Source organism: Proteus sp. NMG38-2, from assembly GCF_020640995.1.
Taxonomy (GTDB): Bacteria; Pseudomonadota; Gammaproteobacteria; order Enterobacterales; family Enterobacteriaceae; genus Proteus.
Genome location: NZ_CP085481.1, coordinates 2,588,053 through 2,609,896 on the forward strand (window position 1 = coordinate 2,588,053; position 21,844 = coordinate 2,609,896).

Sequence of the window (21,844 nt, forward strand, 5' to 3'; positions counted from 1 at the left end):
TTGTGTTTGGTATGAGTGGTTATCTAAAAATTATCATAAACTGTGTCTAAGACTTTTTTAACCACGTTTATATATGAAATATCTATATCTTCATTGACTTTTCTTCTTTCAGGCCAACTAATATATTGAGTTACTGCTTTATTCCTTAAGCTATGACTCTCCATTTCTTTCATTATTTTTTTAGTTTCTAAATTATCAAAATAGTTAACTTGATTAACTATAATAGATGAGTGTGGTTTTTCACCGTCAATTCTAATATAGCTTTTCTCTCCTGGATACATATCACCAATAATTGCTGATGTGTATTCATTTCCAATCTTCATAATCATGAAATTACCATGAGAAGCTACACAGCTGACATTGTCTGTCATGGCGTCTTTGCTGCAATGACCCACCCATGTTTTATGATCTCCATACCCAACCCCACTTCCTACTATAAAAGTTCCATCGTCTGAGCTATGTCTAATCGTAACCTTTACTCCATTTACTAGAGTTCTCTCAGACATCTCTATTTTGAAAAAATCTTTATTTATATAGTCTTGTCTAAGTGAGCACTCTGTATAACTATTATCAAATAATAATCCTTTTTTAAATGAAGATGGTGTTACTTTTACATTATCAATTGGTATATCAATGATGCCAGTAGCATTCATATAATAAGAGCAGTTTGCATTTTTAATCTCCTCAACAGTTTCTAATATATGAGCTTGCTTTTTAGGAACAAAATATTTTTTATCTTGCTCGTTAATATTAAATTTATCATCAATGTCATATATGAATTTATCAACCTGCTTATTAGTAGTTGTCGCAGGTTGTGTGGTACATCCTGATAACAAAGTTACCAACAATATCCCACCAATATGATTTAAGTTCACAACACCATCCTCGTTAGTTAATTTGTTCTTATGTTATATAGATGGTGATGCAAAAGAAAGCAAAAAGCCTCAGTTAAGAGGCGTGATATGTGATCTCAAGCAAGCCGTCCTTGGCTTGGGTGTTTAAGCTACTTCTTTGAATTCCTTGTCATGAGTAAATAATCCATCCCAGTTCTTTTTCATTGGTAGTTCGCCAGCAAGATAGAGATCATAAAGACGCTTAGCTCCTTTCTTTAATAAAACAGGTTGATACTTAATGAAAGGCTCGTGACCGTGTGGATTAATTTCACTCTGGTTTTCTGTCATGTACTTATCACGAGCGTATGAAGCGACACGCCAGCGAATATTTTTACCTGACTTACTTTCGTTATATAACCAGTTGCGTTCAGCTAACCACATTTGAACTTGTTGAGTATTTACACCGTTAAGCATTTTACAAAATTGAGTCGGAGTCATGCCTTCTTTAAATAAGTTAGACATACACTCAACTTTATTTGTTAGTTCTTTATTTGAAGATTCAAGAGCTAATACTTTTTCAGTGTAATTTAATAAAGCAGAACGCAAGAATTCAGGATCATTAAGTGCAACAATTGGTGTTGCTTTCCCTGACTCTAAGTCATACCAGCGCTTAATTACTGCAGCACGACGTTTTACATCATAACCAGTCACTAAAATTTCAGAATGGTAGCGGTCTAAATCAAACTTAGATACATAACCACGAGAATCAAACGTTACAGCAATACCGTTATTTATGGTAATGGTTTGATTTTTAACATGGTTGAAATCACAACCATCTTTTGAGACTTCATATAGTTGACCTACCATATTCCAAATATCTACATGAACATTCTTTACTTCTTTGCCTGTTAATTCCGCAATCTCACGACTTGACATAGTGACATTTGTTTCATGTGATGCTAAAGTTAATTCGTTCATTGAAACATTTCCTTCTTGGTTTTGTTTGGGATTAGCCAGCAGTTTGCACCTGTTGGCTTTTCTGTTTTTACCTGCATATTCTTGGTAACTCACCGTCTTGTAATCTCCCGTTAATATCTCTCCTTAAATTCATCAGAAACGCATAACCATCTTGAAATCTATCAACCAGTTTTCCAGCAAGTGGTGATTCAAGTTGTCTTAGCATTGGATATATTTCTGACCTCCATGCTGAATAAAAAACATCGTAATGATTAAATAGAGCATTAATGTTGTGAGCGTCTTTTCCCCTTTGGGTTATTGGGCGCGTGTTAACAACAACTTCATTCTTCCCTTTGTTGAAATAGTGATCTTCCATTAATTCGAACACATCCCATGCTTTGTCTGTGTCTAACATTTTCGCATGGCGAGCCGCACCTCTTTCTGTCCACAGAATTAAACTTCTCGCTTTTGGTGAAATTTGTAGGTTACTTAAAGTAACTCGCAAATTTTTTAGAGCATTTCCAATAACTTTGAAGTAATGCTTACCCTCAATAAAGCGACCTGCATTACGGGAGTGGTTTACTTTTATGTTGTTACTTTTAGTATCATATAACTCAGCTAACAGTTCAGTCGTAACTACAGGTATTCCGTTATGCATAATTGCTGGGATTGATTTAACTGAATTGCTCATGTCGTTAATATTTGCTAAATTAGTCATGTCACTTATTCTCGCCCAAGAGTATATTTGATAATGAAACCTCAATTGCTCGAACAATTGGGGTTTCTTCTTTTTTACGGCATCTCAAGTTCACCATTTTCCACCTTCTCTCTAAATACCTCTAAAATATATTCAAGCTGAACTTGAGTAGAGCGCCGTCTATTCTCCGCAACATTATCAATCCATTGCCTCATATCTGGCTTCATTCGAAATGGGTATGGCATAATTCTGTTTTTCTTTTCCATTTTATCTCCTATGAAGTATTTCAATATCACATCTTCATGATGTAGTATTAGTTATATATCATGACTCACATTGTGTCAATATGAATTTTAAAGAGTTCACATATGAAAATTGAAAATGGCTTTAGTAATCGCATAAGCCTTGCAAGAATGGCGGCTAACCTAACTCAATCTCAACTCGCTGATGCTGTTGGTGTTGTCAGGAGGCAAATAGCGGCCTATGAGGCTGGTGATTCAAAACCTAGAGATAAAGTTCTAACTAACTTAGCCGCCGCTCTTGGTACATCAAGAGAATGGTTAGCTAAAGGGATTGGTGATGAGCCTGATATTTCTGGAATAAGAAAATCAGTTACCACCTATGAAATGCCAGTAATGGAATATTTTGATTATGACATTACAGATCTACTTAAAGACAACTCTATCTCTGGAGTGTCTAACACAACGATACTAGCACCACCAAAAGCTAGCGCAGACTCGATCGCTATTAAAATGAAGGGTGATTCAATGGAGTCAATGTCAGGAGTAAGTCTGCCTGATGGCGTGATTGTTGTATTTGATCCATCACTGAATCCGCAAAATGGAGATATTGCATTTATTTTTAATGACAAGAGTGGAGTTCAGTTGTGTAGGCAAATAATAAAAGATCAGGATAAATGGTATCTTAGGCCTTTTAACGCCAAATATCCTACTGAACCATACGATTCTGAGCACATGCATGTTATGGGTATTGCAATACATTTAGAGTATGATCTTCTTTCATCCAGAGATAGTTTAATTACTAATATCACTATCAAGTCAGATGAAAAAAGCGAAATAATATCTGAGCTAAGTAATATAAAGTCTAAACTAGATATACTAATTAGTCGAAAATGACATAAAACAGTAAGTTTACCAGAACAAAGGGCACGGATGCCCTTGTTTACTTTCTCTTCCTACTCACCAATCGGCGTTTACCACTGATCAGATCATCATTACGCTTATCATCTTGTTTCATGATGTTGTCATATTCTTCTTTAGTGAAGCCTTTCTCATCAGGGTATTTAGCTTTGAGCATCATCTGAAATTCAGTCATGGTTAATTGTTCGGCTTCCTCTCGATTCATACCAAAGTGCGCACGAGCAGAGCTAATATAGTCAATTGCCATAAACTCATCTGAGAATTCATTTTTGCCTTCATTGCGTTGAAGTTTACGGATCTTCGCTTTACCGATAATTCCGTGAGTAAATAGTTCTCTGGAAATAACGATAATGTCAGCGATTGGCATCTTGCCGTTTTTATAGACAATGCCGCGCTTACCTGATTTCCACTCGCCAATGATTTCTGAACAATCATCATCGCAGCACGCCTGCATCACTATCATTGCAGTTTGTAGGATATTGCGTCCGTATATTGGCTTGCTAATGGCTTTTATTATCCACTCAGGGATAACCCTGTAATTCATTACGGCGCGAGTGATTAAATCTTGTGCCTCGGTACCATTTAATTGACCATATACACTCACGATCTGTTTAGGCTCTCCGATTCTTGTCATATTGATGAACGATGGTCTAAATAAGAAATCCTTTTTATCAGTAGAGATAACCATCTCACCGATTTCTAAAATAGGCGTCATAATCCCTCCTGAATATTATCAAGGGCACTCGAAAGCACCCTTTGTAATATTAAGCAGCGGTAACAGTGGCCACGCATTTGGCCGTCTTGCTACCATCTTCGGATGTGACCGTGATGTTTGCAGTACCTTCAGCAACACCACGCACAGTAACCACATTCACAAGCTGGGTAACTGTTGCAAAGTTTGTCTTATCGCTTACAGCAGTGTAGTTTTTGTTCGTCGCATCGGTTGGCGTGAACTTGACAGTAAATGTCTTAGTTTCACCCACTTTTACAGACAGGGAGGATGGCTCAACAGCAATGCTTTCAACAACGATTTCTTCTTGTAGCCATTCAACCGTTTCTGCATCAGCAACTTTTAGTTCACCTGAATAAGTGGAAATTTCTTTTGTTGGAAACTCCATTGACCATGATGTGAAGGTCATATACCCCTGAATAACATCACTACCGTCGCCTTTCATGTCGAGCTGAACCCAATATGAAGGCTGACGACCAGCTTTAACTTCATCAAGAATTTCTTTAGCAATGTCGAAAGCGGAAGTTGAACCAGCAACACCAGCTTTCTTTAATTCACCATCGAAACTGATAGTTACGTCAGCGCCAGTGACAATAGATTCTGCTAAGCCTTTTGTATCATCGGCATTGGACGTGACAGTTTCCATACCGAAGTCTGTCGATTTACTTGTTAATGCACCTAGTCGCAAAAATTGAATCTGAGATGGTGATTGATTTGAACAGCCTTTTGCAATGCGCAGAATACCTGCGTTACCCATCACTAGGCCTTTATCATCAGGGCATTGTGCCATGTTATAACCTCTTTATTTGCAAATAAAAAAGGCCGCATAAGCGACCTATTGAGATGTATTTAATTTAAGATGTGCAGCGGAAAGAAAGCCTAAGGATGAACCGACCTTCTTCTGTCGGTATGGGTCTTGGCAGACCACCTAGGTTGTAGATTGAATTGAGTTCGCAATCTAACGAGTTGTTAGCAACGTAATTTAGAATTTCATTAGCTCTTATCACTGTTGGCTCAGGGTCTTTCCATGCAGATACAAGAACAAGTGCCACGAAATCATCAGCACCTAAATCAGCAAACCTACCGCTACTATCATCCGGTTGAATAACTGCATATTGCTGGTGTCTTGTATCTTCTTCTTCGTCCCACGCAAACCTTTGAACAATGAAACCATCGAGTAAATTACCTCTGTTTAAGTAGCGCTCAAACTTCTCATGTATCATATTTGAAGCTCCCGTCTCACTGCGTCATCAATGGCCCTGCGTTCATCTTCAAACCCACGAGATAAGAACTCTTTACGAGCGCTTGAGCGTCTAAAGTTTTGCTTTATTCTAGGATCATGAACATAAACCGCATAGTTTGCTGTATATCCAACACGACCAGTAACGCGAGTACCGTTAACAGTGACTTCCCTGAATTGAGAGTTGATAAGCGTTGATGTGTCAATAGGTGTGTATATAGCCGCCTGAGCGCCACCAATCAGCAAAGCAGACTGAATAGCTCTCATAACTCTCTTGCCTTGTATGTCACCAACAAGCGCCCTAAGGTTTGCGTTAGCCTGAGAAATCCCTCTTACTCTTGCTGCCATATCACACCGCCGTTATCAGAGTGTAGTCATCCGCAATATGCTCGAATAGGTCTTCATCACGTTTGATGAATTTGATTTCATCAGCACCGGCAGATAGCTGATCACCTGAGTGCGTGCCGATAGCGATAAAGTCACCTTTCTTTGCATCGGCATACTCAGTCCAGAAAACTAACTTGATGGTGATTTCAGAACCAATATCCAACTTTCCAGATTTAAGCTCACTACCATAACCACAAAGAAAATGAACCGGCTCGGAGAATACCGGCTTACTGTTTTTGTCTTTCTTTGCTTTCCATAAAGTAGCCCACGAGGTATACGCCCAATTTGCAACTGAACTCATTGAACACCTCCAATCACCCGAAAAAAGCCTACCGTTTTACTAGATAATGGCAAGTCAGCAAGGCATCCTGCACTGTCCCATGCGCGGATCTGGTTCAGTAGATAATCAGTACCGGAAGAATCATATGCGAAAGAACGAGACGCCCCGTTAGGAGCGCTCTGTGATGATATCTTTCGTGCGCCAGATAGCGATGCCAACCGCACAACGGTGTAAATCAGCAGTAACTTCTGCGTGGTTTCGTCGTAGTTGGCTTCGAGACATCCGGACTTTGCATTAACCTGACTCAGTAACAGCGACAGCACAGAGTCAGGCAATGTAAACCCGAGTTCCGTAATCATCGGCTTTACGTCATCAAGAGTTATCTGCATTATTTTTTACCGCTTTGTTTCGCTTTTGCCTGTTCGGGCTGTTCGGGCTGTTCAGAATTATCGTTACTAGGTGATGCTACTTCAACATCACCCGATGAGAGAATTTCAACCAAACCAGCCTTTTCCCTCTCTTTCGCGCATTCATCTGACATTGTCATTTGGCTACCGGCTTCTACCTTTAGAAAGCCGGCACCAGCGAAGAAGTTATTTGAAACTACTTTTACCAGTGCCATAAACCCCCCCTTAATTACCTTTCGCATGAACAACTGAGAAATGATTGCTGATGTCTTGCTTAACCATCAGACCAGCCGCACCCCATGTGCGCCATACGTAGTCAGAGTTATAAAACTGGCGCGGATCAGCAACAGTACCAAACGCCTGACCAACGATAGGAGCAATAACACCAGCACTAAGAGGAACAATCAGAACTTCGTTACCTTTCAGTTCGTAATCTTCCTTAATGTCTTTGATGCCAGTGATTTTCTTGATTTCCTCAAGAATGGTGCGTGTCTGGTTAACGTCGAAATATACGCTTTCCCAATTAGACAGAATTTCGCCTGAGACGTACCAAGTTTGCTCTCCATATTGCAGGTTTTGCAATTTCAGCACATCACGCAGTTTGATGATTTCAGTGCGGATTTTTTTGCCGTCTTGCTCTGTTGCAAAATTGACACTCAATACCACTTGAGCAACACGTTCATCACTACGCAAACCCTTAAAGGTTTTTCCATCAAACGCAATGAAGTTACCCGCAGCATCGCGGAAACCATTCCAGATAAAATCTAGGTACTTACGACGAACGGTATCAACAGAATCTTTTTGAGCGTCAGCCAATGATGCCAGTGCAGATCCCTTACCGAAAATCGGATCACGCCATGTGAACTTGAACCCCGTGTCATGAATTGGCACCATAGTTCCATCAAAGCTATAAGCGCTAGCCTCAAGTAACGCACCAACCTGACCGCTCATTGACGTATGAGCTACGCCACCGCCACCTTTACGCGCATATTCATAGACCGACTCATCAATACGAACTGAACGAGATAGGCCCATGAGGTCGTTTAACAATGTGAACTCAGTGTTTGGCTGGAATTCAGCTAACACAGTCTGGTCATATGCTTTGTACAGACGTTTAATGTCATCTATCGCATTGGTAGCATCTAAAGCAGGCACATTGCGAGCACGAGAAATGAAATCAGCCACAGCCTGAGCAGATGAGTTACGCTCTAAGCTTAGCGCACCGAATTGCGCTTGGTTTGCTTCAAGGTTTCCCGTTTCGGTTGCCTTTGCTTTTGAATAATAAAACATTCGGTTCTCCTTACTTGAACACAACGCGAACCAGCTCACCCGCCTTAGCGGTCAGTGCTGAATCTTCTTCGACATAGGCGAATACAACTTCACCTTCCGCAGCGGTGGCCGCTGTGACCTGGCCGTTGGCAACAATCACCGGCTGGCCTTTTTTGTACGTACCGGCAGCAGCGCGGACGTTCAGGAATAATCCCTGCAATGGCTGGATTGCCACCACCCAATCACCGGCCTTCAGGTCGTCATCTACACCTTTGCAGCGCAGATAATCCATGTTTGCCACGTACAGGATCGCCGACTCTTTACCATCTACTGAGGCTTTGAACTTGCCGCCATCGAAAAAGCCTACCGTGCCTGGCTTAATGTCTGCTAACGCCTCGCCTTCACGATTTAACAGCGGGTTAGGGAAAATACCTCCCGCATGAATCACACGTTTTGTTTTGTTCGCCATTTCGTTTTACTCCGGCATTTCTGATACTGAGGTGGAAGAGTTCTGCTGAGAATGGAATGAACCATTCAGCCCCTGAACCGGCGCACACTGTGCGTACAGTTCTTTCAGCGGGTCGCCGTCCAGCGCATTCACGGCTGTTTCCGTGAAGCCAAATTTGGCCTTAACTGCTTCACGCATGGCTGATTTTTCTTTGTCAGCGTTTGCGTTTAACTGGCTTTTAAGTGCGCTGATTTCATCAGTGAGCGGCTTGAGTGCGGCATTCACTGCTGCGGTGACGTCATCTGTGTTAGTGGCCTTGTCTTTGGCCTCTTTCTCTGCTTTCTCACGCGCCGCTTTCTCTTCCGGCGTTTCTTCGCCTTTTGATTCATTGGCAATCATCTGGTTGTACGCATCCATCAGCTCAGCATCGGATTTTCCGTCTGTGTCGATGCCTTTTGCCTTCAGCGCGTTTGTGATGAGTTGTTTCATCGGGTCGTTTTCCTTATTGGTTTTTACTTCGTACTCTGTTGGCTTGCGCACAACTTCAATGGGCTCACCGACAAGATCAGCTTCGCCGTTGTCGTCAATGAGGTATTTTTGCTGGTAGGTTTTGCCGGTTTTGTAGTAAATGAATTTGTCGGGCCAGACTGTTTCCGGGTAAGGCCAGTCATCACCTGATGATTTCTCTCTCAGGGCATCGCGCAGTGCTTTATAGATATCCTCGAAAGAGAAGCTTGAGCCGTTGGTGAAGAAGAATTTTACCTTGCTGATAATGCCTTCTTTCATGCAGTTCGCCGCATCAACCAGGCTGACATTTTCGATATCGCATTTCTGCCCGTCAGCGTTGACGAACATCCCGACACCGTCCTCCGGCGTGGCCGCACCTGGTTCACTCGCCGGAAGAATGGCGATGTGGTCAAAGTGCATGTTTCTGGCGACCCATGTATAGGGCTTGCCTTTTGACTTGCCCTTGTTCTGCTCACGCTGTAGCAGCAATCCGGTGGAGACGTGGATCGGGTCTGTGCTGTTACCGGCAATGATGTCATCCACACGAGCAAGGAACTCTTTGCCTTTTTCGGTGGCATCCGCGAAACGGCGATTAACCTTCACGTCCATGACGACTCTTTCACCATCTTTGCGGACATTTTCAGCCCATGCGCCGATGTGAAACTGGTTTACCGCTCTCGGCGTGTCAGCCGATACGTAATCTGTGCCGATTTTTGGGTGTCCATACGGGCACTGTTTCCCCTCCATCGACTGAAAGCTTTTGTTAATTTCGCTGGCCGGATATAGCCCCCCATTCATCACAACGTCATCAACCACCGGCACAACGCCGCGAATGACGATATGCTCGTCACCATCAATGGTTTCAGTTGAGATATTGGAGGAGTTGATAGCCAGCGACTTAACATGAATACTAGAAAGACTCATGTAGTGGCCTCTTGATTGTGAATTTTAGTCTGTTGACCAGCTCTTCCGCTCAGTAATTAAACGGTCGATAATTCCTTTGTTGTAAATGGTCCCGTCGTCATTTAGCAATACCGGTTGTGTCGCGCAGTAGCAGTTAAATCTATTTCCACCTTCGGCATAAAACGCCTCAACCTCTTCAACGGTATAGATCCTCCCGTGTCGCGCTGCATGCCAGCTTCTTGTAGTGGGCTTTAGTGCTGATAGCCATAACAATCCTGTTTTTAACCCCAGAGATTCGCTAGCCCATAACGTTTCATTCCAGTTTGCACGGCGCAACGCTCCTACCTGTTCCGTCTGAGCTATGCGTTTTGCGTTGGACATTGATACATCTAATCGCTTGCTGATTATCCTTGACGTTTCTCTCGGATTAACCCCTCTTGCTATCGATGTGCCAATGATATTCGACAGGTCTGCTCTAGCGGCATCGGAAATACCTTTCCAATCGCTATAAGTGGAAATGAATGCTGATGCTATCTGGTTCTGGTATGCCGGTTGTGACATCAGGTAAGTCAGAGTGGTTTGTGATGCATATACTTCGGATTGAGCGGCTAAGTTAGTATAAGCATTCAGTGTTCCGCGCTCATACTCATCAGATACATACCCAAATGCCCACAATCGATCATCACCACCTTCGAGAAGATAATCATCAAGTAGTGATTGCAGCCTTTCAAGAAACTTAGCATATTCCGCAGGTCTCTCAGCTAGATCATAAGAGTAAACGCCAGCATTAACCCTGATAAGTGAATCAGGTTCATTCTGTGCGTTTTTAGCTAGAATATAGCTGTACAGTGAGTTCTGATTTCGTTCCCTGCCAGTAAATGACAGGTCGAAGAGTTGCTTGAGCGCTTTCTTGAGTTCGTAATATCGGCTTTCGATATCACGAAACATCTTTCTAACTTGCCGACCTGATTGCGTTGGGTCAGCCTTATTCCTTGGTATTATCGGTGACCCTATCTTTTGATTCTTCATCATCAATTAATGGATCTCCTTTTTTACCTTCTTCTGGCGAAGCGGTGTTATCGAACTCTTTTAATGTCGGATATTCGCCTAATGCCCTAATTTCATTTTCCATCAACACTGAATAACCAAATGATGCCTGTGTTTTTTGTGCAACATCAGCAGCTTTACTCATATTATCTAGCTTTTCAGACTGGCTTGGTGCGAGTAAATCAGACCAACTAACTGTTATTTCTTCCCTTGGTTCGATAACGCCAATTGACCATAATCGAGAGACTAAACTTTCAATAACGGAAGTTAAGAATCCCCTGCGACGAGACATGCATGTTTTGGCCCAGTCTTTCATATCCTCGGTTGATGCTCGCTCGCCTGTAATCTGTCCGATAAGCACCTTAACTGGCATATTAATAGAGGCGGCAAATTCGGCAAGAATAGTGCGCCAAGTTGGCTCTGGGTCTGCTGGCGTAACAGAGAGTACGCCTGCAGTTCCTTCTTGCATCATAACTGAAGCATCTATACTCTTATTTAACCGCCTTACTTGCTCATCCAGTGCATCAGCAAGCCCACTCATATCTGTGCCTAACGCTTCAGCTAACCTCTGAAAATCAGTGTCTTTACTGAACGAATAATTAAGCTGTCTACTGGCATTTTTTAAGAATCCCTCAGCACTACCGCCAGATACTTTTTCTGCATCTAGTAGCTTGTTGTAGCCTTTACGCAACAATGGCGATCCAGATGTTAGTTTCCCGTCAGCCGAACCTTCGGCAAAAATAATTACCCTATCTGGATGTATATCAATAATTCTATTGGGTGAGCCATCACTATCAGTGCTAACTGGAATTTCAGTAAATGCGTACATTGAAGGATATCCATACCACTCATCAGATGGGTCTTCATACCAATTCTTCGGGTCAAGTTGCGCCTCCCATACCGGGATGAATCTGACTATAGACTTTTCTTTTAAGCGCTTAACAACACTGATATCAACAGGCTCATTCCATTGTTTATTATCTCTTATTTGAATGATTAACGCAGAATAACGACCAATTAAATTACGCTTGTCCGCTTCTTTGATTTGTTCCCAATGCCTTTTGAGTAGTTTATTTAAATGATTGTCCCATTCTGTAGAACCATCCTTATCAGCCTCCTCATCTCCCTCGAATAGTTCTGGAATATCAATCCAACACCCAGAGATATATCGATCTATCGCAGCCCCACCTAACGCATTCCTATCGTATGCATTATAAAAATCATCGAATGTTAAATTCTCTGGGTAACCAAATTCATTCCATATTCTTGGTCGCTTTGTGTTATTGATACCAATACCGCCAGAAGCATAATCCATTCTTGCCCTAGCAACTGCCTTGATAGCGTTATTAACCGCTAATGACAGCTTTTGTTGATTCTCTTCCATTATCGCCCTCATTAACGTTTGCGAACTAACATGCCAACATGAGCCTTCTTGTTTCTTCTGCTCACTGCAAAATACCTAAATCCGTCAGCATCATGTGACGTATAATCGTGAAGTGGCTTATCTTTCCAGCACCCTCGTTTGTCATCCCACTCTTTGCGATACCCCTCAAGGTGTGCGATTCCTTCACCACATTTATGCTCATCGAACACGCAAAGCGGTAAGATTTCACGAACCGCTTCAATACCCTCATCAATGGAAAGTTTCGGCACTACTTCAAATCGCATTGAATAGTTCTCACCGTCAATTTCGTAACCCTCTCTAGCCAGTTCTCTACGTGATTTCGCATCAGAGCCAAACTCGCGGTTATCAATATCATGAGGGCCATTGTGACTTGCATATGTGTAGCATTTGTCTTTCAGTACTTTCATGTAATGCCGTAGACCCTCACCGCTGCTTGAGTAGTGATCAATGACGTGGAACTCTTCACCAACCTCACGGATAAACCAGATTGATGTTGAGTCACCCACACCAATATCCCAGTACGTGTGAACAGGTAGATGCGAGTTATCAGGAAGTGTGCCAATGCGTTTATTTTCGTAGAGAAATCGGAATTGCTTAGCGTAATAAGCGCCTTCAACCGATTGCTGGAATGCCTCAGACGGTATTGACGGGTATTCCCGTTTCATATCGTCGCCGAGTGTTTTTTCTTTTGCGTAATACCATGCTTTCTGACGCTCGTTTAATTGAACGCCGTGTTTACTTGATATCTCATCGAAGTAATCAACTAGCCTTTGCGGCAATTGCTCAACAGGGTTAATGGCATACTCTGGATTCTTCCACCATGAGAAGAAAAAGAATTTCCAGTCTAGGTTAGAGAGAGCCTTACTCTGAATTTGAGCCTTCTCAGCAGATTGACAGTAATCGAAGAAATAACCTGCTCTACCTTCCGCAGTGCTTTCAATGGTCGTGAAACAATCGCTTGATACCGCCTCAAAAGCACCAGTGACAATTTCACGTGCTTTATCTGGATATTTGGCACATATCTTGCCGAATTCAGAGATATGCAAATAGCGTAGCGTCCCACCACGAAAAGAGGTACTTACATAAAGTGAGCCGCCATTACTGAATACCAGCTCACCAACAGAGTCATTCTTTGCAGGGTTCGCCCTTCGAATTACTGCAGGTAAATTGTCATATGCGTATTTAACCTTCTCTCTAAATAATCGCTTGGCGTCATTTAAAGTGTGGGCAATCAATGCGCATTTTGCTGATTCAAACAAAGCTGCATCTAATTGAACTATACAAACAAGTGTTGTGAAACCTAGCTGACGAGCTTTTAAAATGATATTACGTGTATGCATACCATTAAAGTACTCAAACTGCTCAGGCGTCATTCTAAATTTTACTTTCTTACCTTTTTTATCAGTAATGAAATAGAGATTATTTAAACGCCAAAACCTATCCTTTAAATTCTTTTTTAATATTTCAAATTGCTGATTTTTTGCAGCCATATTATGACTCCGATGATATCTCTCTCAGCAACTCTGCCATCTGCTCATCTACTGAATGTTCAATTTTCTTCGGTGGCTCCCAACCCTGCATATCAGCTAATTGTTTAATCGCTGCTTTCGGATCATGAAGCTTTAGTTTGATTCCATCTTTACTTGCCGTGAGTTCAGATATTGCCGCTAGTGCTTTAGGGTCTTGTAGAGCAGAATCTTTAAATCTCCACACAGATTGAATAACTGGATTACCGTCGTCATCCGTTCCCATCTTATGCTCACTGAATTCAACCATTTCTGATACTGAACTACGTCCGATAGAAGAAAGTCTCTCTAACGCCTCCTCACGACTCATAATCGCATTAGAAATGGCTACCTCATTCATTGCATCTAAGAACGACTTAACGTTAAGATTTGTTAAGATTTCAGATGCAGACGCACGAGCTGAATCATCGCTCTTTGCCTTATAGCCAGCTTGCTTGTAAGCATCTATTTGATTGAGTCCTTTCAAGATGCCTAACACGAATTTCTGTTGTAACTTTGTTAGGGCATCAAAAAGAACTTTCTGCTCATCTGTGAGCGTTGGTTTATTTTGAGCCATACCCTTTCCTTAATATTTACTGTTCAACTACTGGCACATATTTAATATCACTAATTTCATCAGGTGATATGTATACCCATGAGCCATCAAGTGATGCGATGCCAATTAACCCATTAGTCACACGAGGTTCTTTAGTGGTCATCATGCCTTCGTAGGTTGTGCCGTCTTTCTTAGTTGCTATTACGTGATATTTTTCTGACATGATTACTCTCTGTGGGTTGCTGACCTTAATTTGTATTCATCATATGGAATATATGCTTTCCCAGTGTTTACATAGCACTCAAATCCACCCATTTTTGTCTCAATACCAGTGATACCCTGATACTGATTGCACTGATATGAATTAACGCCATACATCACTCCAAAGATGAGCGCAAAACAAAGCAAGATCGCTACAGTAAAAATGGTTAGAAACTCGATTAGACCTGACTTTAAATCATCATTCATAAATAGGTATCCTTTAAATTTCCTCAAACCGTGTATTAATAGTCACGCCATGTTTAACAATGAATTTACTAACAATGGATGGGTTAGGCTCAACGAGAAATACTAAAGAGAACAAATTTAAGCATTCAACATAATAAGGCACCCACCACTTCATTTTTATGGTTGTTACCATTCTTCCTGTTTTCATATCCCACCTAATAAAAAAGGCCACTAGGGCCTATTCATGTGATGCAACTTTTAGTGCATCGGTAATTTATTGATTTATAAGCAAAGCGCAATTTTACGCTGCTAATCTATGCATCTCATCAAGTAATGGTTGCTTATGGTTTTTATTGAACAACTTAGTTAATTCATCCTTTCGTTGCTCAAAGTCCCATCCCATTGAGATAAACACTGTGTTGGCTCTTTGCAATTCGGTTACGCAATGTATTTGCTCTGGAGTTAGGTAATCACGAATAGGTTCTTTCTTTCCTATTTCGTTATGAACACGAAACTTAGCAGATGTCATGCCAAGAACAATGCGATTAATTAAGTCTGCCTCGTTACTGAAGTGATGAGGTGAAATAGTTTTGCCTTGCTCTTCTCTCGACTTTTTAACTGCATCAGTCATTGGCTTATATTCCAATCTTGATGTGTTTCTATCTAATTTCTTAGCAGCCAAAGCCGATCGCATTTTAAAGAATTCAGAAACAAGCCTTTTCTTGAATGCCCTAACAACATCATTATTACGCATATATGTAATTAATAACGTTGCCTGCTGCTCATTAAGTAACGCCACCTGTTGTTTCTGTCGTCCACCATCGGTATCAAAGGATCGCATTTCAAATGCTACCCTTCCAAATTCATTAAGGTCATCGACATAGTGACGAACAAGTTGAATTACTGTTTTGTGTTTCTTTTTAACTCCATCGGCGATTGCAGAAGAGCTAGCTAACAAATCAAACTTTTTAATTTCCACTAAAGGCATGGTGTATTTCCTTATAGAAAAGCGAACCTGTTCACCAGAAATAACCGCCCCACAGAAAACACCATTAACGGTTTTTCTCAGGTTCGACTTTCTGTAAGGTTCTGTGAGTGTTTTTAATTGCGCGGTGAATGCACAGAGTGAAATACGTAGAGTTCGCAACCATCATCACGTATCACTACGTTAATCAGGTCGCTTCTAGTCTGTTCCTAGCAGTCAAGATAGGGATCGACCTCCTTAATGGATAAACGACTTATCTAATTGCTGATATATATATTTACTTAAGCTATACTAAGTAATTATCACTATACTTTGATTAATATCCTGTTAGTTTGCCCATGCACCCATGCTGGGCTTTTTTTATTCTTTTGGAATGCTTTTATCCAGCTCTTCACGGAATTGAGTTGGGTTATCTGAACCTTCTACTGCCATGATATTTCTCCATTAAAAAGCCCCGCTATTGAGCGAGGCATTCAGTGTTAATGTAATCCTGCAAATACAAAGTTTGCTGTTCGTTCTCGACTATCATTTCTCTGAGACGTAGATAATCTTGTTCAACTGCCTTGTTAAGTCGTGCGGTGGCTTCATCGCTTCCGCTTTCGGTGGAATTCTTGGTGACTGTTGGACACTTGGCTTTGACGTACACCCGCTTATTGCCAGAGTTAACAGCATCACGAAGAGTGTTGATTTCATTCTTTGCACTGGCTAACTCCTGTGAGTGACGAATATCGAGTTGATTTAATCGAGTGATACGGACTTGATAGTCTTTGTTGATGTCGACTTGTTGTGATAACTGATTGGTTGCTGTGTTGTAATCTTTGCTTAATTTGTCGTAGTCATCTATTACCCACCATAGCCAGAATGCAGATATTGCCAGTAGTCCAGCTAATGCCTTAGTTAGCGTATTCATGCGGGATATGTCTTATGGGTTAATTGGAAGTGAGGGCCATCTTTAAATGTTTTCCAGTTACCGCCCCATTCGATATCAACACCTAGCTCTTTCGCCGCTTGCATCATGGCATCAGCTACTTTTTTAAAGTATGACCAATCGTTCCAAGGGATCTGATTATTTACCAGCGGAGCACAATCAACAGCGTGACCAGTTAAGTGACGACTATTCATCGTTTGGCTTTTGCCACTTGCAACTAATTGTCGCTGTCTGGCTTCGTTGCGCTTACCTTCAATCACCATAAAATCAATATCAGTAATTTCTAATGCTCGATGTACCACTTTAACCAAATCAGGATGAACGCCACGGAGGTTTTCTTCACTACGTTTACTTAATCTAAAATTACTCACTTCTTACCCCCTGTAAACTTATCCCAGAAGAAATCCAATGCTAAAGAGCCAGCGGAACCACATAAGCCAGCAGTAAATAACGTGTAGTAGAATGAGGCGTTAAGCTCTATTGATATAAGACCTCCCATCATTCCAGCAAAGCCAGATACGAACATTTGCATAATTGCTCCTACCCAGCTCCACCGATAACCATTACGTTTATTGTCGATAATATACCTAGCCAATCCGCCGTATAGGGATATAGCGAATATGACACCCCATGCGGTGGCACTGAATTTGTCTTTCTCGTCCATTCGTGTCATACCGCCTCCTTTCTGGAGGAATTAGTTAATAGAACGCCGACTCACAGCTCTTGTGTGAATGTGAGGTGTTGTGATTGATTCTGTGGTCGGCATATACGAAAAAAGACCGCCTAAGCGATCTTCTGAATGAGTTGTTCGGAATAACCGAATATGTGAACTATCCGGAAATTCCGGATGGTTGGATTACCACAATGCAAATAAGCACTCTGGATAAATATCAAAAACTTATTCCCTCGAATTCGGGGGAATTAAAATAGAAAGACCCAAACGTATCGCAAACCAGATTTCTCCATTCTGCGTAGAGGTTATGAGGGGCACTGTTTCGGTAACAAAAAACCCCGCCGAAGCGAGGTCTTGGATTCTTTTAACGTTAACGAAATGGCAATAACCCATCGTTAGAGCGATATTTACACAGAAAAGTGCAAAAGTCAATTCATTCGTTAGAAGTATTCGTTTTTAATTTGTTACCTTTTTTAGTATGTAATCTGCGTTACTTTCTCCTTTTTCACATTCAACCGCCAATGACTCATAAAATTTACTAACTGAACGCTTCCATTGATCAATCGTAATCCCTAAATGAGACACAGCCTGAAAAGCCTTTGATGCAGGTATTCGCTCGTAACCACGACCAGAACAACGCTTACAAGGCATACTGACAGCTTCACCAGTTAACCTTAACGTTTCCTTGTCTATTGCCATGCCACGCCCTTTGCAGTCATTACACGCACAAGAAACATAACCTTTACCATTACACTTATCACAAGCGCATGACTCGGTGTCATTAATAATGCTAACTTCTTTACCAAAGACTTTTTTAACCTTAATCGCCCTTACCTTAAAACCTGATCCATTGCACTTTACGCACTCAGTAACACTTGATGCCGATCTGCAATAATCTGCATAAGCGAATTTTGCGAGTATTTGCATTACCTTTCGCTTAACATTCATATCGAGCTTGCGTAAGGCTGGAACCTTGTCGCAATGATTCAATGCATGCCGAGTTAAAAGTTGTATCGCTTTCACTTTGTCATTCTGGCTTATCTCCATCTTTCCCGAGAACGCAGAAAAGCCGAATGACTCTTTACTTTGACAATATCCAAAGGCACCCATGACATCAGTACCGGTTAATCTATCTGGCGATGTTGAGCTAGGCGCATCTGATATTGATGTTGTTTTGGCGAAGTGATATTTAACAGCGCTTTCTAGGTTCATCTCGCCTCCGGTAATACTGTGTGATATCTATCGCAACCGACTGAGTACATAATCCGGTTACCACATCTCTTTGCCTGTACAGTTTCAACGACTTTCATGAATCCGTTATTTAATTGAATAACTGATAAATAGCGCTTTGTTTTATCACCAGTGCGCCCTGTTAATGCCCTAAACCTGCATTCTTCAATAGCTGCGATTAAGTCAGTGAACATTAAGCCACCTCCGAATATTGGTCCTTTCGCCTTTTCTCATACCAACGGGCCCTACGTGTGAATATAGATTTCATTCGCTTGAGATATTCGATGTCGAATTTACGGACCGTGTTATCGTGCTCTAAACGAGTTACTCGCTCTTCGCCGATTTTATTGATGAGATTAATGCGATACGGGATGAGATTTCCTGACAGGTCCCTATTGCAGTGAACACAGCCAGCATGAATATTGAGTAGATTAAATCTTAAATGACTTGCCGAACCTCTGGACCTGTAATGACTAGCATCTACGGACCCACCTCTTACCCCATAATTTAAGGACCCACCACAAGCAATACATGGATGACCATAGTCACGCCAAAATATGTATTTATTTACTGCTGCCTGAGCCTCTTTGTTCCAGTCTGATTTTGTCTTTAGCTTTTCCTTTCGGATCCGCAATAACTTTCTTTCCTCAGATAAGCGTTTTTTACGGTCCTTTTCTTCGGTCCGTTTAATTTCATTTGACGCGAATTTTATTGCACAAGATGTGGAACAAACTTTTTGGGTAGATAGGTAAGGAGTGAAATCAGTGCTACAGACTTTACAGGTTTTGAGTTTCGGCGATTTTACCTTCGCCAATTTTGTCCCCCTTCACTATTTCCATCGCTTCCAAATGAGCGTATTCATCGGCACACCGGGTACACACATAAATTTCTTCATCTGTTAACGGTCTATTGCATGACATGCAGTTCATTGCGTACTCCTTTGAGTAACGAGTCTATTTTCATCAACATCGGATTACCCATACCTGAGACGTTGGCTTTATCGACAAATGACAACCCACACATAAAATCATTCAGCACTTTTCTAGGCTTCTTTGCTTCAACTTTCTTTGCTTTTGGGAAGAGTGGGAGATTAGCCAATCGCTCTTTTTCAAACTGACTTCTCAGTCGAGTGATTGCATCGTCTGTTACTGCGTAGTTATTGATTGGGCGAGTGCGTTTACGGCTCTTTGTTTCGACATGCTCTACACACTGGAATGCAAGTAACTTTCTTAGAATCGCTCCAACCCTTGCGGGTGTTAATCCTGTTACAGATGAAATGGTGTTGTGATTAAATGAGATAAACTCACGACCAACAACTATCACTCGCGCATAAGTCCTGTATTGTTCTTCAGTCATTTCTCAGCCTCCAACTCAATAGCCCGCTTTGCCGATGCCAGCACTTCACATAAATCTTGCTCTTTGTCTTTATGCCCTCTCAATCCTGCGCAGAGAGCTTTTTTAATTAAATGCTGTAATGCTGGGTTAGTTACCTCAAACGCTTTTAAAACGTCATATACATCGATTGTTACGCCTTTGCATGGTCTGTCGTATTTACTCATTTTGTTTATCCTTAAGTTTCATGTATTCGCTGTCGTTTGGGATGATGATTGGAATGCCTTTTTCAATGCACCATGCTTCGTGTTTCTCCATCATGATGAGCATCCTCGCTTTATCCATCCTGCTAGTTTTCTCGCGCTCTCCGTTTTCATCACGACCCAACCAGTGACCGACAAAATACTCATGCGTTTCTTCGTTAGTGATTGGTTTTGATAGAACGACTTCACCAGCACCATTTTTAATATCAATGACAACGCCACGCGCACGTAGCCAGTCGCCTGTGGTTTCTACCCACATTCGCCATGTTTTGTTCATTGGTATTGTTCTGAGTTCACGCCATTCGGTGATTTTGATTCGGTACCGCTTACCGTTTTCTGTTACTTCTGAGAGGGTTTTGAAAATGCCATTGAGGTTGGATTTATGGAGACAGATATCATTTGTCAATTATACCTCCGTATCACTCACTGTTAGCTCTACTATTAAACCTTTGCGCTGAATAATCACGGTCTATCTGCATTAATTCTTCTGGTGTCATGTCATCAGAATTATCTGGGCAAATGTCGTTATTGTGGGTAAAAGAGAAATCAGCGCCACAATCAGCATTAGTACATTCGATATGATCACAAAGGTGGTTATCTTCTGGGTCTGGCTCATTCTCGCCACACCATTTAACTTCACTGCCACACAAAGGGCATTTTTTTAACTTATTCACCGTTAACTCTCCTGTTCCATGCTGTTATGGCTTCCTGTTTGCTATCCTTAAATCCCGTCTCCGCTTCGCATGAATTACACTCTGCCTTGTAGTATGTTTTGTCGTCAAATTCTTCATAATCATACGTGCCGACAAAAATCCGGTCACATCCACAAAACGGGCATTTCTTGAGCTCGTTCATAACAATGGCTCCCGTAATCCTGTTTTCACATATTTGATATCGTAGGCAATGTAGATTTCCCATTCGTCATAATCGTGGCCGTAGTAATTACCGCCAGACCATGCGCGTTTATCTTGGTCATTCAGTATGAAATCCCATTGCTCATCGTTGAGCGATACAAGCCTGTCGACGTTGGCATCGAACACCTGTTGCTTAATCATTCGTGCAAGTGGTGATTCCATCATTCACCCTCTGGCATTGGTGGTATAGGCATCCAGTATTCGACATCAAAGAATGGGATGGGCTTGTTAGGTAAATAAGTAGCTTCCCACTGAAGAGATAATGTTATTTCATCATTAAGATTGACCCGATTTAAAAATAAAACCAATGGTGTTCCGTCTAAAAATGCTAGAACCGGTTCACCGATAACGGGCAATCTTTCACTACATTTGACTCTATTAGTTCCCTGCATTAGATGCCTCCTGTTAGAATTTTTTCCCGCCCTTCTTGATACGGTTTTCACGCTGATGATCTGCTCTATGTTTGTTGTATTCGAGCTTTTCAGTTATTGCACCCTCAATGTCATAACCAAAGGCTTCTGCATAATCCAAAATACGAATAACAGCATCAGCAAGTTCGACTTCAGCCATTTTCCGATGTGGTAAGTGATCGTCCATTAAATCCTTTCTCTCACCTTCCATTGCCTCGCTAATTTCAGAATGAATTAGGCATAGTAACGTTCCTTTTTCGCGTGGATTATCCCACCATCCTGCATCTTTGTTTTGCTGATGGATCTGTTGTTGCAATTGTTTAATATTCAT

The 21,844-nt window shown here is 41.5% G+C and carries 36 protein-coding genes; 1 reads left to right on the forward strand and 35 read right to left on the reverse strand.

Annotation, left to right across the window (positions count from 1 at the left end; all coding sequences use genetic code 11):
* Window positions 1–23: 23 nt before the first annotated feature.
* The 4 genes from LG402_RS12270 to LG402_RS12285 form a co-directional block, all read right to left on the reverse strand.
* Window positions 24–875 carry a hypothetical protein gene (locus LG402_RS12270; RefSeq protein ID WP_227335620.1) on the reverse strand — a complete coding sequence of 284 codons (852 nt, stop codon included), beginning with the start codon at window positions 873–875 and terminating at the stop codon, window positions 24–26.
* A gap of 123 nt (window positions 876–998) precedes the next feature.
* Window positions 999–1,904, reverse strand: coding sequence for a Rha family transcriptional regulator (locus LG402_RS12275; protein ID WP_227335622.1), 906 nt, complete (start codon window positions 1,902–1,904; stop codon window positions 999–1,001).
* Window positions 1,879–2,508 carry an ORF6N domain-containing protein gene (locus LG402_RS12280; RefSeq protein WP_413685594.1) on the reverse strand — a complete coding sequence of 210 codons (630 nt, stop codon included), beginning with the start codon at window positions 2,506–2,508 and terminating at the stop codon, window positions 1,879–1,881. The genes LG402_RS12275 and LG402_RS12280 overlap by 26 nt, the downstream gene beginning before the upstream one ends.
* Before the next feature lie 74 nt (window positions 2,509–2,582).
* Complete coding sequence (locus LG402_RS12285; RefSeq protein ID WP_017827422.1) at window positions 2,583–2,753, reverse strand: hypothetical protein; 171 nt, start codon at window positions 2,751–2,753, stop codon at window positions 2,583–2,585.
* Window positions 2,754–2,855: 102 nt separating this feature from the next.
* Between LG402_RS12285 and LG402_RS12290 the strand changes: the two genes are divergently transcribed.
* Window positions 2,856–3,623 carry a LexA family transcriptional regulator gene (locus tag LG402_RS12290; protein WP_227335624.1) on the forward strand — a complete coding sequence of 256 codons (768 nt, stop codon included), beginning with the start codon at window positions 2,856–2,858 and terminating at the stop codon, window positions 3,621–3,623.
* Window positions 3,624–3,669: 46 nt separating this feature from the next.
* Here the strand turns inward: LG402_RS12290 and LG402_RS12295 are convergent, their stop codons facing one another.
* The 31 genes from LG402_RS12295 to LG402_RS12445 form a co-directional block, all read right to left on the reverse strand.
* Window positions 3,670–4,362 (reverse strand): DUF6246 family protein, encoded by a 693-nt coding sequence (locus tag LG402_RS12295; protein ID WP_227335626.1) that lies wholly within the window; start codon window positions 4,360–4,362, stop codon window positions 3,670–3,672.
* Between the two features lie 49 nt (window positions 4,363–4,411).
* Complete coding sequence (locus tag LG402_RS12300; RefSeq protein ID WP_227335634.1) at window positions 4,412–5,167, reverse strand: Ig-like domain-containing protein; 756 nt, start codon at window positions 5,165–5,167, stop codon at window positions 4,412–4,414.
* 64 nt (window positions 5,168–5,231) lie between these two features.
* On the reverse strand, window positions 5,232–5,600 hold the full coding sequence (locus LG402_RS12305) for a hypothetical protein (protein ID WP_227335636.1): 369 nt from the start codon (window positions 5,598–5,600) through the stop codon (window positions 5,232–5,234).
* The gene (locus LG402_RS12310; protein WP_227335638.1) at window positions 5,597–5,965 is read right to left on the reverse strand and encodes an HK97 gp10 family phage protein; all 369 of its coding nucleotides are present in this window, start codon (window positions 5,963–5,965) and stop codon (window positions 5,597–5,599) included. The genes LG402_RS12305 and LG402_RS12310 overlap by 4 nt, the downstream gene beginning before the upstream one ends.
* A gap of 1 nt (window position 5,966) precedes the next feature.
* Window positions 5,967–6,305 (reverse strand): hypothetical protein, encoded by a 339-nt coding sequence (locus LG402_RS12315; protein ID WP_227335640.1) that lies wholly within the window; start codon window positions 6,303–6,305, stop codon window positions 5,967–5,969.
* Window positions 6,306–6,672: 367 nt separating this feature from the next.
* The gene (locus tag LG402_RS12320) at window positions 6,673–6,906 is read right to left on the reverse strand and encodes a hypothetical protein (RefSeq protein WP_227335641.1); all 234 of its coding nucleotides are present in this window, start codon (window positions 6,904–6,906) and stop codon (window positions 6,673–6,675) included.
* Window positions 6,907–6,916: 10 nt separating this feature from the next.
* Window positions 6,917–7,981 carry a major capsid protein gene (locus tag LG402_RS12325; RefSeq protein WP_227336961.1) on the reverse strand — a complete coding sequence of 355 codons (1,065 nt, stop codon included), beginning with the start codon at window positions 7,979–7,981 and terminating at the stop codon, window positions 6,917–6,919.
* 10 nt (window positions 7,982–7,991) lie between these two features.
* Window positions 7,992–8,429 carry a hypothetical protein gene (locus tag LG402_RS12330; RefSeq protein WP_108943577.1) on the reverse strand — a complete coding sequence of 146 codons (438 nt, stop codon included), beginning with the start codon at window positions 8,427–8,429 and terminating at the stop codon, window positions 7,992–7,994.
* A 6-nt stretch (window positions 8,430–8,435) separates the two neighbouring features.
* A complete protein-coding gene (locus tag LG402_RS12335; protein WP_227335643.1) occupies window positions 8,436–9,839 on the reverse strand; it encodes a DUF2213 domain-containing protein in 1,404 nt (467 codons plus the stop codon).
* 24 nt (window positions 9,840–9,863) lie between these two features.
* Entirely contained in the window at window positions 9,864–10,850 is a 987-nt protein-coding gene (locus LG402_RS12340; RefSeq protein ID WP_227335645.1) for a phage minor head protein, read from the reverse strand.
* Window positions 10,804–12,249, reverse strand: coding sequence for an anti-CBASS protein Acb1 family protein (locus LG402_RS12345; RefSeq protein WP_227335647.1), 1,446 nt, complete (start codon window positions 12,247–12,249; stop codon window positions 10,804–10,806). The genes LG402_RS12340 and LG402_RS12345 overlap by 47 nt, the downstream gene beginning before the upstream one ends.
* A gap of 11 nt (window positions 12,250–12,260) precedes the next feature.
* Window positions 12,261–13,760 (reverse strand): terminase, encoded by a 1,500-nt coding sequence (locus tag LG402_RS12350; RefSeq protein WP_227335649.1) that lies wholly within the window; start codon window positions 13,758–13,760, stop codon window positions 12,261–12,263.
* 1 nt (window position 13,761) lies between these two features.
* A complete protein-coding gene (locus LG402_RS12355) occupies window positions 13,762–14,352 on the reverse strand; it encodes a terminase small subunit (protein WP_198623119.1) in 591 nt (196 codons plus the stop codon).
* 16 nt (window positions 14,353–14,368) lie between these two features.
* Window positions 14,369–14,554: a hypothetical protein gene (locus LG402_RS12360; protein WP_063073743.1), complete on the reverse strand. Its 186-nt coding sequence runs from the start codon at window positions 14,552–14,554 to the stop codon at window positions 14,369–14,371.
* A gap of 2 nt (window positions 14,555–14,556) precedes the next feature.
* The gene (locus tag LG402_RS12365) at window positions 14,557–14,799 is read right to left on the reverse strand and encodes a hypothetical protein (protein ID WP_227335651.1); all 243 of its coding nucleotides are present in this window, start codon (window positions 14,797–14,799) and stop codon (window positions 14,557–14,559) included.
* Between the two features lie 13 nt (window positions 14,800–14,812).
* Window positions 14,813–14,986, reverse strand: a complete 174-nt coding sequence (locus LG402_RS12370; RefSeq protein ID WP_227335653.1) for a hypothetical protein — start codon at window positions 14,984–14,986, stop codon at window positions 14,813–14,815.
* Between the two features lie 93 nt (window positions 14,987–15,079).
* The gene (locus LG402_RS12375; RefSeq protein ID WP_227336962.1) at window positions 15,080–15,766 is read right to left on the reverse strand and encodes a Rha family transcriptional regulator; all 687 of its coding nucleotides are present in this window, start codon (window positions 15,764–15,766) and stop codon (window positions 15,080–15,082) included.
* 454 nt (window positions 15,767–16,220) lie between these two features.
* A complete protein-coding gene (locus tag LG402_RS12380) occupies window positions 16,221–16,673 on the reverse strand; it encodes a lysis protein (RefSeq protein ID WP_227335654.1) in 453 nt (150 codons plus the stop codon).
* A complete protein-coding gene (locus LG402_RS12385) occupies window positions 16,670–17,062 on the reverse strand; it encodes a M15 family metallopeptidase (RefSeq protein WP_227335656.1) in 393 nt (130 codons plus the stop codon). The genes LG402_RS12380 and LG402_RS12385 overlap by 4 nt, the downstream gene beginning before the upstream one ends.
* Window positions 17,059–17,364: a phage holin family protein gene (locus LG402_RS12390; protein WP_049199107.1), complete on the reverse strand. Its 306-nt coding sequence runs from the start codon at window positions 17,362–17,364 to the stop codon at window positions 17,059–17,061. The genes LG402_RS12385 and LG402_RS12390 overlap by 4 nt, the downstream gene beginning before the upstream one ends.
* A 456-nt stretch (window positions 17,365–17,820) precedes the next feature.
* Window positions 17,821–18,576, reverse strand: a complete 756-nt coding sequence (locus LG402_RS12395) for an antitermination protein (protein ID WP_227335657.1) — start codon at window positions 18,574–18,576, stop codon at window positions 17,821–17,823.
* On the reverse strand, window positions 18,573–18,788 hold the full coding sequence (locus LG402_RS12400) for a hypothetical protein (RefSeq protein ID WP_227335658.1): 216 nt from the start codon (window positions 18,786–18,788) through the stop codon (window positions 18,573–18,575). The genes LG402_RS12395 and LG402_RS12400 overlap by 4 nt, the downstream gene beginning before the upstream one ends.
* Window positions 18,788–19,408, reverse strand: a complete 621-nt coding sequence (locus LG402_RS12405) for a recombination protein NinG (protein WP_227335659.1) — start codon at window positions 19,406–19,408, stop codon at window positions 18,788–18,790. The genes LG402_RS12400 and LG402_RS12405 overlap by 1 nt, the downstream gene beginning before the upstream one ends.
* 92 nt (window positions 19,409–19,500) lie before the next feature.
* Window positions 19,501–19,917, reverse strand: a complete 417-nt coding sequence (locus LG402_RS12410; RefSeq protein WP_227335660.1) for a hypothetical protein — start codon at window positions 19,915–19,917, stop codon at window positions 19,501–19,503.
* A gap of 29 nt (window positions 19,918–19,946) precedes the next feature.
* On the reverse strand, window positions 19,947–20,153 hold the full coding sequence (locus tag LG402_RS12415; protein ID WP_066747538.1) for a hypothetical protein: 207 nt from the start codon (window positions 20,151–20,153) through the stop codon (window positions 19,947–19,949).
* Entirely contained in the window at window positions 20,146–20,595 is a 450-nt protein-coding gene (locus LG402_RS12420) for a hypothetical protein (RefSeq protein ID WP_227335661.1), read from the reverse strand. Before LG402_RS12420 ends, LG402_RS12415 begins: the two co-directional genes overlap by 8 nt.
* A gap of 13 nt (window positions 20,596–20,608) precedes the next feature.
* On the reverse strand, window positions 20,609–20,863 hold the full coding sequence (locus tag LG402_RS12425) for a hypothetical protein (protein WP_227335662.1): 255 nt from the start codon (window positions 20,861–20,863) through the stop codon (window positions 20,609–20,611).
* The gene (locus tag LG402_RS12430) at window positions 20,856–21,044 is read right to left on the reverse strand and encodes a Lar family restriction alleviation protein (protein WP_227335663.1); all 189 of its coding nucleotides are present in this window, start codon (window positions 21,042–21,044) and stop codon (window positions 20,856–20,858) included. Before LG402_RS12430 ends, LG402_RS12425 begins: the two co-directional genes overlap by 8 nt.
* The gene (locus tag LG402_RS12435) at window positions 21,041–21,268 is read right to left on the reverse strand and encodes a hypothetical protein (RefSeq protein WP_139152538.1); all 228 of its coding nucleotides are present in this window, start codon (window positions 21,266–21,268) and stop codon (window positions 21,041–21,043) included. The genes LG402_RS12430 and LG402_RS12435 overlap by 4 nt, the downstream gene beginning before the upstream one ends.
* Window positions 21,265–21,495: a phage protein gene (locus LG402_RS12440; protein ID WP_004247730.1), complete on the reverse strand. Its 231-nt coding sequence runs from the start codon at window positions 21,493–21,495 to the stop codon at window positions 21,265–21,267. The genes LG402_RS12435 and LG402_RS12440 overlap by 4 nt, the downstream gene beginning before the upstream one ends.
* Before the next feature lie 13 nt (window positions 21,496–21,508).
* Window positions 21,509–21,844 carry a hypothetical protein gene (locus LG402_RS12445; RefSeq protein ID WP_227335664.1) on the reverse strand — a complete coding sequence of 112 codons (336 nt, stop codon included), beginning with the start codon at window positions 21,842–21,844 and terminating at the stop codon, window positions 21,509–21,511.